The sequence below is a fragment of the Aeromonas sp. QDB23 genome (assembly GCF_027707745.1).
In the GTDB taxonomy this organism is placed as follows: domain Bacteria; phylum Pseudomonadota; class Gammaproteobacteria; order Enterobacterales; family Aeromonadaceae; genus Aeromonas; species Aeromonas allosaccharophila.
In genome coordinates this window covers 75,748-86,198 of the sequence record NZ_JAPCJA010000014.1, presented here as the reverse complement: position 1 = coordinate 86,198, position 10,451 = coordinate 75,748, and the positions used below count along the sequence as shown (strand labels likewise).

General features: G+C 58.3%; 10 protein-coding genes and 1 pseudogene. 4 read left to right on the top strand and 7 right to left on the bottom strand.

Annotated features, from left to right (window positions below):
* The first annotated feature begins 154 nt into the window (after positions 1-154).
* Positions 155-685: a molybdopterin adenylyltransferase gene (gene mog, locus PG888_RS08730; protein WP_270693275.1), complete on the top strand. Its 531-nt coding sequence runs from the start codon at positions 155-157 to the stop codon at positions 683-685.
* A gap of 73 nt (positions 686-758) precedes the next feature.
* On the opposite strand, the gene PG888_RS08725 is transcribed toward mog, so the two are convergent.
* From PG888_RS08725 to trmB, 6 genes and pseudogenes are all read right to left on the bottom strand, one after another.
* Positions 759-1,160: a DUF2541 family protein gene (locus PG888_RS08725; protein ID WP_042012781.1), complete on the bottom strand. Its 402-nt coding sequence runs from the start codon at positions 1,158-1,160 to the stop codon at positions 759-761.
* Between the two features lie 175 nt (positions 1,161-1,335).
* Positions 1,336-1,437: pseudogene (locus tag PG888_RS23160) on the bottom strand (DUF903 domain-containing protein); the annotation flags it as partial.
* Between the two features lie 55 nt (positions 1,438-1,492).
* Complete coding sequence (locus PG888_RS08715) at positions 1,493-2,788, bottom strand: sulfurtransferase (protein ID WP_270693273.1); 1,296 nt, start codon at positions 2,786-2,788, stop codon at positions 1,493-1,495.
* 29 nt (positions 2,789-2,817) lie between these two features.
* A complete protein-coding gene (glsB, locus tag PG888_RS08710; protein WP_042658397.1) occupies positions 2,818-3,738 on the bottom strand; it encodes a glutaminase B in 921 nt (306 codons plus the stop codon).
* Between the two features lie 123 nt (positions 3,739-3,861).
* On the bottom strand, positions 3,862-4,194 hold the full coding sequence (locus PG888_RS08705; RefSeq protein ID WP_033135330.1) for a YggL family protein: 333 nt from the start codon (positions 4,192-4,194) through the stop codon (positions 3,862-3,864).
* A gap of 48 nt (positions 4,195-4,242) precedes the next feature.
* Positions 4,243-4,956, bottom strand: a complete 714-nt coding sequence (trmB, locus tag PG888_RS08700) for a tRNA (guanosine(46)-N7)-methyltransferase TrmB (protein WP_270693272.1) — start codon at positions 4,954-4,956, stop codon at positions 4,243-4,245.
* A gap of 273 nt (positions 4,957-5,229) precedes the next feature.
* On the opposite strand from trmB, the gene PG888_RS08695 reads away from it, so the two are divergent.
* Both PG888_RS08695 and PG888_RS08690 read left to right on the top strand, forming a co-directional pair.
* Positions 5,230-6,297 (top strand): M28 family metallopeptidase, encoded by a 1,068-nt coding sequence (locus tag PG888_RS08695; protein WP_182938103.1) that lies wholly within the window; start codon positions 5,230-5,232, stop codon positions 6,295-6,297.
* Positions 6,298-6,503: 206 nt separating this feature from the next.
* Positions 6,504-7,685, top strand: coding sequence for an aminotransferase-like domain-containing protein (locus PG888_RS08690; RefSeq protein WP_270693271.1), 1,182 nt, complete (start codon positions 6,504-6,506; stop codon positions 7,683-7,685).
* Between the two features lie 74 nt (positions 7,686-7,759).
* Here the strand turns inward: PG888_RS08690 and PG888_RS08685 are convergent, their stop codons facing one another.
* Positions 7,760-9,289, bottom strand: coding sequence for an EAL domain-containing protein (locus tag PG888_RS08685; protein ID WP_270693270.1), 1,530 nt, complete (start codon positions 9,287-9,289; stop codon positions 7,760-7,762).
* A gap of 253 nt (positions 9,290-9,542) precedes the next feature.
* Here PG888_RS08685 and PG888_RS08680 point away from each other — a divergent pair, with 253 nt between their 5' ends.
* Positions 9,543-10,448, top strand: a complete 906-nt coding sequence (locus PG888_RS08680; protein WP_270693269.1) for a TIGR01777 family oxidoreductase — start codon at positions 9,543-9,545, stop codon at positions 10,446-10,448.
* The last annotated feature ends 3 nt before the right edge of the window (positions 10,449-10,451 follow it).

Below are 10,451 nucleotides of genomic sequence, written 5' to 3'. Positions count from 1 at the left end.
AAGAGCCGGCTGGAATGACGACTATCGGGCTCAGTTATTCTTTGGTTAAAATATCAACAAAGTGTGCTCCCGCCCTGATCTTATGACGGTTTAACATATCTCGCTGATTATGTTATTTTAATTGCCACTTTTATCGGACATTCAAGAGCAGACCATGAGCAAGGCAAAAATCGGTATCGTCACCGTCAGCGATCGCGCCAGCGCGGGCATCTATGAAGACCTCTCCGGCAAGGCCATCATCGACACCCTGAACGCCTATCTGACCTCGGCGTGGGAACCCGTCTATCAGGTGATCCCCGATGAGCAGGATCAGATTGAAGCGACCCTGATCCGGTTGGCGGATGAAGAGCAGTGTTGTCTCATCGTCACCACAGGCGGCACCGGCCCGGCCAAGCGGGATGTGACACCGGAAGCGACCGAGGCGGTGTGTGATCGCATGATGCCGGGCTTTGGCGAGCTGATGCGGGCAGAATCCCTCAAGTTTGTGCCGACCGCCATTCTGTCGCGCCAAACTGCAGGGCTGCGCGACGATGCCCTGATCGTCAATCTGCCGGGTAAGCCCAAGTCGATCCGCGAGTGTCTGGATGCGGTCTTCCCCGCCATCCCCTACTGCATCGATTTGATGGAAGGGCCTTATCTCGAGTGCGATGAGACCGTCATCAAGCCATTTCGACCGAAAAAATAGCGGACCCGCCCATTAAAAATAATGGCGAGCCACGGCTCGCCATTATTTTTAATAACAGTGCTTCAGCGCTCGCTTATTTGCGACCAAATACTTTGACGCCCGCTTTGCTGCCTTCCGAATTGCCGTACACTTCCAGCCGTTTTACACAGACTCTGGAACCGAGAGATTTCCATTCGGTCTCTTTGTCAGCACGCATATCGCGATCAAATTTGATGGTCTTGGTACGATTGCTGCCATATGTCACCACGATCCGATCCAGCGTCAAATCACGCTCCGCCTTCACCTTGATATATTTGGTCTGACGGCATGCAACCATCGGAATGGTGGCGCCATGATCACCAATTCCCAGCAAGATGGTTCGGCCAAGGGTGAACTGATCATCACCGGCCTGACAAGCCGACGCCGCCACCAACAAGAGAGCGCCAAACAGAGCACGACCGGAACACGCTTTACGCCAGATAGAGTTCAGGGACATAACACCTCCAATAAAAAACGGAGCGTTATGATACGGACCGAACCATAACAGGAGCTGTATCCGGTCCGGGATGGCGCCAGTGCCGCCTCATCGGAGGATCACAACCTCGATAAACGCTATCCCCCCTGAATACAAAAAGGGCCGCCAACTGGCAGCCCCAAGCCTCAAAAGAAGATCAACACTCCATGATTTGGGTGACGTCATCCTTCTTGATCATCACCTCGCGCCCTTCGTCATCGTAATAGCGGTACATGCCGGTGCTCTCATCCAGCTTGGGGGAGCGAGCAATGAAAAAGGCCGGACATCTGTCCGGCCTCTTCTCTAGAGCGCAATTATGACTTGGCGGGCTGACGCTCACCGGTCACGGTCGGGTTCTTGGGATCCATGCTCCACTCGTACCAGCCGCCGTCGTAGACGCTGATCTGTTTCCAGTCCAGCAGCCAGGCGTAGAAGAAGGCCTCGGAGGCACGCCAGCCGGTACCGCAGTAAAACGCAGCCTGCTGGGTCGGCTCGATGTTCCACTGGTCCCACATGGCGAGGATCTCGCGGGCTGGCTTCATGGTGCCGTCCGGGTTATGGAAATCGCTCATGCTGTTGGCGTCCACCCCGCCGTGACCCCACTTGGCCCCCGGGATATCGCCCTTCGGCTTGATGTAGCTGTAACCGGAGGTGTTGCCGACAAACTCGTCCCAGGTGCGCACACTGACCAGTGCGCTATCGGGCTGCTTGAGCAGCTCTTTCGCCTGACTTAGCGTGGTGTAGTACTCGGGGTGAGCAGGAATGGCCACACCAAACTCCTTCACCGGCTCATATTTGTTGGGCAGACCGGTTTCGGTGCGCAGATGCTGCACGAACCAGGCATCCAGACCACCGTCCAGCAGGCGCACATCTTCCACCCCCGCATACATCATCAGATGCGCGGCACGGGCGGCGGCCATGGTGTTGCGACCATAGAGGATGACGGTGGTGTCGTGACGGATGCCGTTGTCCAGCAGCAGCTTCTTGAGCGCCTCGTCAGAGACCTTGTTCCATAGTGGCTCCTCTTCGAGGCTGTTGGTATCGATATAACCGGCCCCCGGGATATGGCTGATGAGGTAGGCCTTGGGTGAACCCCAATCAACTTCAAACAGCTTCCAGTCACCCTTGGGCGCCGCTACAACCGGCTTGCCCTCTTGCAGATCCGCCAGCCAGCGCGGATAGACCAGCTGCTGCCAGCGTGCCAGCGACTCGCGCGGTGCGGCTTGCCACCCCTGCAGCTCGAACAGCTGCTTGATCCCCTGCTTGCGCAGCAGACGGGCCACCTCGGCCACTTCGCGGGACGCACCGTAGAGCGCAACCGGACGATCGGCTTTCAGCCCCTTGATCTCGAGCGCTTTTGGCCACTCTTCATCGCTGTATTTCCACTCGGCAGAGAGATTCTCGGCGCCCGCCACATGACCGCCCTGCTTCTCCCCTTCCATCGGCCACCCCTGATAGAAGTAGCTGGCGCGGGTATCCAGGATGACCGCCTGTTTGGCCTTGGCATCGGCCAGCGAGAGCGGTGGCAATTCCCCTGCCACGGCGGGCAGGGCACACCAGAGCAGTAAGGTCGCCAGCGCGGCCTGCAGGAAGCGAAGATGTCGTTTCATGGTGATTTCTCGATTCATAGTGAACAAGGTTAAAAAATGGAGCGACCCAGCCGCTCGGCCAGCAGCTCCAGCGCCGCCGTACCCGCCAGCGAGTTGCCGGCTTTGTTGAGCTCGGGCGACCAGACACAGACGCAGAGCTCGCCCGGGATCAGGGCGATGATACCGCCACCGACGCCCGATTTGCCCGGCATGCCGACCCGATAGGCAAAATCCCCCGCCTCGTCATAGAGGCCGCAGGTGGCGAGCAGGGCGTTGACCTGTTTGGTGGTGCGGGCGGGCAGCAGCGGCACGCTGTCGCCCAATGGCACCCCACGGTTGGCCAGATAGATAAATGCCCGCGCCAGATCGACGCAGCTCATGCGGATGGCACAGGCATTGAAGTAGCTTTGCAGCACCTTGTCCACTTCGTTTTCGAAGTTGCCATAGGCCTTCATCAGATAGGCGATGGCGGCGTTGCGGGCAGAGTGCTGATATTCGGAGCGGGCTACCACCTGATCCGCCATGATGGCGGGATTACCACTGAGGCGTCGCACCAGCTCGAGGGTGCGTTGACGCGGCGCAGTGAGGCGGGTCTCCAGCAGATCGCTCACCACCAGCGCCCCGGCATTGATAAAGGGGTTGCGGGGGATCCCCTGTTCGAACTCGAGCTGCACCAGCGAGTTGAAGGGCTGGCCGGAGGGCTCCTTGCCCACCCGGGCCCAGATCTCCTCCTCCTGATAGAGGGTGAGCGCCAGGGTCAGGCTCAGGGCCTTGGAGATACTCTGGATGGAGAAGGGTTCAAAAGCGTCACCGGCGGTGAACAGCTCCCCCTCAACGGTACAGACTGCGATACCGAGCCGATCGGCCGGAACCTGAGCCAGTGCAGGAATGTAGTCGGCCACCTTGCCTTGTCCCAGCAACGGGCGCACCTCTTCAAGGATGCTGGCCAGTAATTCGGATGACAACACCATAAGCAATAAGCGATTCCATGACTAAAACAGCGGTGGAGATCCCATCCCCACTGACAAAAATCCCGCCAGCGGCGGGATTTTTCCAGTTACCCACAACAAGGCGCCAGATGCGGCAGCCTTGTATCAGGCCGGCTCACCGTACCAGAGGTCGAACAGCTCGGTGACCACCACGGCTTCCATCCCCTTGCCTTCCAGCCAGGATTTGATCGCAGCGCGGTCTTCTTCGGTACATTTGCCCAGTTGCTGGGTGCAGATCATCCCTTCCCAGGCAAGGTGGCCGGAACCGGCGAAAGCCAGTTTACGGGGTTCAATAACCTCATCGATCATCGCATCGACTACCGCATCGATGGTCTCTTCGGCAGTGCCGACCGGGAAGTTGAAACTGATGTCGAAACCCATTTCCTGGAATTCATCGACGCGCAGTTTCTTGCGCAGGCGGCGGCTACGATTGGCCATGATAGCTCCTCAAGTTAGTTGATACGCTAGGTGTGTTGACGTGCCAGCTTAGCTGACACGCTTGAAAATCAGATCCCAAACCCCGTGACCGAGACGGTGGCCACGTTGTTCGAATTTGGTCAGCGGACGCCAGTCCGGACGGGGCACCCAGTTGCCGGTGGCGGAGGTGTTCTCGTAACCCTCGGCGGCGCTCATCACTTCCAGCATGTGCTCGGCATAGTTTTCCCAGTCGGTCGCCATGTGGAACACGCCACCGATGGCCAGCTTCTGGCGAATGTCCTGGGCAAACGCAGGCTGTACGATGCGACGCTTGTGATGACGGCTCTTGTGCCAGGGGTCCGGGAAAAACAGCTGCAGGCAGGAGAGTGAACCGTTCGGGATCATGTGCTCCAGCACCTCAACCGCATCGAGGCAGATCACTTTCAGATTGGTGACACCCGCTTCCTGAGCGGTGCCCAGGCAGGCACCCACGCCCGGGGAGTGCACTTCGATGCCGATGAAGTTCTTCTCGGGGGCATTCTTGGCCATCTCGACCAGAGAGGCGCCCATGCCAAAGCCGATCTCCAGCACCACCGGAGCCTCGCGGCCAAACAGCGCGACCATATCGAGCGGCGCTGGCGCAAAATCGATACCCATGACCGGCCAGAGCTCTTCCAGGGCCTTCTCCTGCCCTTTGGTCAGGCGGCCTTCGCGACGGACAAAGCTGCGGATCTTGCGCATGAACTTGCCGTCTTCGTTAAATACATCTTGGGTCACAGGCATAATGGTCTCGTTATTTCATCAATCCGGGTAATACATCTTGTGTCCGATCCCGAACGGGACCGCTCGCGGCGCATCATGTCATCGCCCGCGAAAACAGGGGAGCGAATTATCCCAAGATAGGCCCAAGGCGCAAGTGTTTCGCGAAACAAATCCCTCATCTCTCACCAATTCATCCACAACGGTTGACAAATGCCGATCGGTTCACAGAATCGGTCACGCGTCGAGCGCATGCTGCCTGCGCAAATAAAACCATACACAACAAAGGATTGCAGTATGAAACACACAGCATTGGCGTTTGCCATCACCACTTTGCTTGCAGGGTGCGACACTTCAACAAATGACTCGCAGGCCCCTACCGCCGCCGAGCAGGCCTATGAGTATCTGGTGCAATTGAGTTCAACCGCAGAAGGAATTGGCGCTCGTCCCACGGGGACAGAGGCTGAGACCCGTGCCGCAGCATGGATCCAGGATCATCTGGCTGGCTGGGGCTACGATGTTCAACGTCAGCCCTTCACCTACACCAAAAGTGGCGCCAGTAAAAATTCCCAAAACCTGATCGCAGAGCTCAAGGGAAAAAGTGACAAGGTGATCCTGATCGGCGCCCACTACGACAGCACGGGCGACAAGAAGGGTTCTGAAGGGGCCACTGACAACGGTGCTGGCGTCGCTGCTCTGCTGGCAGTCGCTGAGGCGCTTAAGGGACAAACTCTGCCCTACACGGTTCGCTTTGCCTTCCTCGGCGCGGAGGAGAACGGTCTCAACGGATCCAAGGCTTACGCTGCCAGTCTGGACCGCACCGCAATTGACCGTCTGCTGGCAATGGTGAACTACGACACCATCGCCGGGGGCGACATCGTTTACGTCCACTCTGCCCACTCGGACGTTGCCGAATACAGCTGCGCCGATCCGAGCCGCTACAGTTTCGATCCCAAGGTACGAGATCGCCTGCTAGCCATCTCCAAGCAGACTGCCACCCCGTTTGCCATTCACCCTAGCTACAGCGGTTATCCGGAAGGGGAAACCGGTAGTTGGTCAGATCACGCCCCCTTTGCCTGCCTGGGGGTGCCGATCGCCTACGTTGAAGCGACCAACTTCACCATCAACGGAGCTGATGGCTATGACGGCTACTCCCAAAGCACCAATCCAGCGCTGTGGGACTGCTATGACGCCACAACCAAGAGCGCCTGCGATCGTGATGGCGAAACCCAGTGGGGAAAAATCTGGCATACCCAGTACGACCGCCTCGACAAGATGGCTGAACTATTCCCGGGCAGAGTAGAAAGCCAACTTAGCGCCAACACTGAATTGATGATCAGCTTCCTGAAGGAACCGGGTTTGTAAGGTCAGCAGCTCGTCAACAAAGCAAGATAGCCTCAACTCAATTCAACGCGTTTGCGCCACATGGGCAGACAAAATTCGGGCTGGTGCCAATCCAGCCCTTTTTTGGCGATTTTTGTGACAATCATTGCCTCAATTCTGAAATCTGATACAAACGGATAACCTGGTGGTCGAATGGAGCGACCGCCCACATGCCGAGAGAATTGTCTATGCAGCCGTTTTTTGCCCAGCGCTTCGAGAAGGTCGAGCCTTCCTTTATCCGTGAAATCCTCAAAGTTGCCGCCAATCCGGAGATCATCTCCTTCGCCGGTGGCCTGCCCAATCCCCACCTGTTTCCGGTCAAGGCGATCGATCAGGCCTGTCAGGATGTACTGCGCGAGCAAGGGGCTGCCGCCCTGCAATATGCGGCGACCGAGGGCTTCGCCCCGCTGCGCCAGTATATCGCAGACCGCTATCTGGCCCGCCACAGCATGCAGGTCAATCCGGACAACATCCTGATCACCAGCGGCTCCCAGCAGGCGCTGGATCTGCTGGGCAAGGTGCTGATCGACGAGGGTCAGGATCTGATCATTGAAGAACCGGGTTACCTTGGCGCCATTCAGGCTTTCTCTGTCTATCAACCGAATTTCAAGCCGATCACCCTTGAAGAAGAGGGGCTGGATCTGGCGGCGCTGGATGCGCTGCTGGCAAGCGGCTCCAATGCCAAACTGCTCTACGGTGTGCCCAACTTCCAGAACCCGAGCGGCGTCTCCTACAGCCGTGCCAACCGCGAGGCACTGGCCGAGCGACTGGTGTGCCATGAGCTGGTGATGGTGGAAGATGATCCCTACGGCGAGCTGCGCTTCGAAGGTGAACATCTGCCCCCCATCGCCAAGCTGGCGCCGAACAATACCGTGCTGCTCGGCTCCTTCTCGAAAACCGTGGTACCCGCCTTCCGTCTGGGCTGGATGCTGGTGCCGGACTGGTTGCGCAAGAAGGTGACCATCGCCAAGCAGGCCACCGACCTGCACAGCAACGCCTTCAGCCAGCAGGTGCTGCACCGCTTCCTGAGCGATAACTCGCTGGATGCCCATCTGGAGAAGATCAAGGAGGTCTATGGCCGCCAACGTGCCGCCATGGAGGCTGCGCTGGCCCGTCACTGCCCGCCAGGCGTCAGCTATACCCGACCGGAAGGGGGCATGTTCCTCTGGCTGACCCTGCCAGCCCACATCAGTGCCATGGCGCTGTTTGACGAGGCGATCAAGGAGAAGGTGGCCTTCGTGCCCGGCGCCCCCTTCTATGTGCGCCCCGAGATCAAGAACACCCTGCGCCTGAGCTTCTCCTGCGTCGATGAAGCGACCATCGAGGAGGGGGTCAAACGCTTGGCCCGCGCTCTCCAGCGCATGCTCTGATCGTCAGATCAAACGGCACCAACAAAAAAACCAGCGAGAGATCGCTGGTTTTTTTGTACCCTCAACGCAACCCATCAGCCAAACAGAGTCTGGCGGAACTGCTTCATCGGGATGGGGCGGCCGTAGAGATACCCTTGCAGATAATCGACGTGACGCGCCTGCAGATAGTCCGCCTGCACCTGAGTCTCCACCCCTTCGGCCACCAGTTGCAGCCCCAGTCTGGTCGCCAGATCGATCACGTTCTCGACAATATGGCTGGAGAGGGCATCGGAGCCGATCATCCCGACGAAGCTCTGATCGATCTTCAATGCGTCGACCTGAAACTGCTGCAGGTAAGTCAGGCTGGAGTGGCCGGTACCAAAGTCATCGATGGCGATCATGACCCCCAGCTGACGCAACTCGGCAAACAGCTGGTCGGTCGTCTCGTCCGCCACGATCAGCTCCCGCTCGGTCAGCTCCAGCACCAGTTTGACCGGGTTGTCCTTGAAAGCATTGATAAAGGCCCGGCAATCGATCAGCAGACTCAGATCCTTGCAGTGGCTGGCGCAGATATTGAAACCGAAATGAAATCCTGCCGGCAGCTTGCTGGCGTGAGGGGCGAAGTGATCCCGCACCTGGGCCATCAACAGGCTGGTCATGGGCACAATCAGGCCGCTATCTTCCGCCAGCGGAATAAAGCGATCCGGCGAGATCATCCCCTGTTTGGGATGCTGCCAGCGCATCAGCACCTCACAACCGCGACACTGCTCATCAGCGCCAGTGACCACCGGCTGCAGGTAGGGAATAAACTCCTCCTCGATCAGTGCCCGCTTGAGCTCCTCCGCTGGCGAGCTGCTACGCCCCATCAGCCTGAAGGTACCGAAGCCAATCAGCAATGCCAGCAGCGGAGAGAGGAGCAGCGTGTCTCTGGAGTAGCGCCATGCATGGGCCAGATAATCATCCTTCGTCACCAGTGTCGCTACCTGATATGGGAAGCTGGCTGACGAGAGTGCCATATACCCCTCCTCAGCGGGAGAGGGCGCAGCCGCGACCTGACCTGAGCCAAACAGCGCGTTGTCACCGACCACCAAGGCCATCGAGGAGTTCTTGCTGGCGATATCAAGGGTATTAAGCAGGTAGTAGCCATCCACAGCGATCAGCGCACTCCCTTTCTCAACCTCATGACGCAGCACAATAAGCGGTCTATCTGGTGTTGTGTCATTACCGCTGAACAGTTGTAGCTTACCGTCGACATAGTTGTCCGGCCCCATGGGGCCATCATACTCGCCATACAGAGACGTACAGTAGATTTGGCGACCGATGGTCAGGTTGGCCGAACGAACATCAGGAACCATGATCACCTGCTCGCGCAGCAGCAAGGCGGCCTCTGCACAGGGAGCACCAATCACCTTCTCCACATTCATGGCGGCTTGCTGAGCATAACCCAAGGTACGATCAAACATCAGCTGGGCACGCTGCAACCGTGACTCGGCATCCTGCTCGATCTCCGTCACTGTTTGCCAGATGACGGAAATACCCCCTAGCAACAGGATCCCGCACCCCATCATTAGCGCCATAAGAATCCTCATGGAGAGCTGGCGAAGTTTCAGACGGCGAAATGGCATGGTGGCCTCTTTGATACACGATGAGTGGTAGCAACCCCGGTGGACAGGCGCAAAGGGTCGCAATAATAGCGACCGCTCAACAAATGTCCACCTTACAAAAATCAATCAAATCAGCGTATTGTTCAACAATATGTTACCAAGGGGAGATATGGTTAACACATATCAAGGTGACAATATGTTCTCTCGGTATCTCCCTTGTTGAAGCGGGGCAGCGCCATTAGAGTAGAGCAAACGGCAGCAGGAGCGTGCAGCGATGAAGATTCTTATTACCGGAGGAACCGGCTTTATCGGCCGCAAGCTGGTTGCCCATCTCAAGGTCAATCACGAGGTCGTGGTATTGAGCAGGCAGGGGAGCCGGGCCTACACCCTGCTGGGTCACGATATCAAGGTATTGGATAACCTCGACCGGCTCGATGACCTCAATGACGTGGACGCCGTGATCAATCTGGCCGGTGAACCCATCGCCGCCGGACGCTGGAGCGAGTCGCGCAAACAGCTGCTCTGCGATAGCCGCTGGCTGCTGACCGAGCAGCTGGTGGATCTCATCAAGCTATCCAGTACACCGCCCAAAGTGCTGATCAACGCCTCCGCCATCGGCTGGTATGGCAGACAGGGCACCGAAACCCTCGACGAGCAGTGCCGCTCCCCCAACGACGAGTTCACCCACCAGCTCTGCCAGCAGTGGGAGACCCTGGCGCAGGAGGCGCAGAGTAGCCAGACCCGGGTTTGTATCGTGCGGATCGGGCTGGTACTCGGCATGGATGGCGGCGCGCTACCCAAAATGCTCCCCCCCTATCGGCTCGGACTCGGCGGCCCCATGGGGTCGGGCAGCCAAATGATGAGCTGGATCCATGTGCAGGATCTGGTGCGCGCCATGCTGTTCCTGCTGGAGCACGAAGAGTGCAGCGGCATCTTTAATGGCACTGCGCCTCATCCGGTCAGCAACCGGGAGTTCAGCCAGACCCTGGCCGCGACGCTGCACCGCCCGCACCTCTTCTTCGTCCCCGCGCCGTTGCTGCAACTGGTGATGGGGGAAGCGGCAGATCTGCTGCTGACCGGACAAAAGGTGATACCAGTTCGGCTGCAACAGGCCGGTTTTCACTTCAGCTATCCCGAGCTGCCGAGAGCCCTCACCAATCTGCTGCACGAGCCCCGCTAACTC

Excerpts from the sequence above, each read along its gene's own strand:
- glsB (WP_042658397.1), bottom strand. The coding sequence starts at position 3,738 with ATGGTGTTGTCATCCGAATTACTGGCCAGCATCCTTGAAGAGGTGCGC.
- PG888_RS08705 (WP_033135330.1), bottom strand. The coding sequence starts at position 4,194 with ATGGCCAATCGTAGCCGCCGCCTGCGCAAGAAACTGCGCGTCGATGAA.
- PG888_RS08695 (WP_182938103.1), top strand. The coding sequence starts at position 5,230 with ATGAAACACACAGCATTGGCGTTTGCCATCACCACTTTGCTTGCAGGG.
- trmB (WP_270693272.1), bottom strand. The coding sequence starts at position 4,956 with ATGCCTGTGACCCAAGATGTATTTAACGAAGACGGCAAGTTCATGCGC.
- PG888_RS08685 (WP_270693270.1), bottom strand. The coding sequence starts at position 9,289 with ATGCCATTTCGCCGTCTGAAACTTCGCCAGCTCTCCATGAGGATTCTT.
- PG888_RS08725 (WP_042012781.1), bottom strand. The coding sequence starts at position 1,160 with ATGTCCCTGAACTCTATCTGGCGTAAAGCGTGTTCCGGTCGTGCTCTG.
- mog (WP_270693275.1), top strand. The coding sequence starts at position 155 with ATGAGCAAGGCAAAAATCGGTATCGTCACCGTCAGCGATCGCGCCAGC.
- PG888_RS08680 (WP_270693269.1), top strand. The coding sequence starts at position 9,543 with ATGAAGATTCTTATTACCGGAGGAACCGGCTTTATCGGCCGCAAGCTG.
- PG888_RS08690 (WP_270693271.1), top strand. The coding sequence starts at position 6,504 with ATGCAGCCGTTTTTTGCCCAGCGCTTCGAGAAGGTCGAGCCTTCCTTT.
- PG888_RS08715 (WP_270693273.1), bottom strand. The coding sequence starts at position 2,788 with ATGAAACGACATCTTCGCTTCCTGCAGGCCGCGCTGGCGACCTTACTG.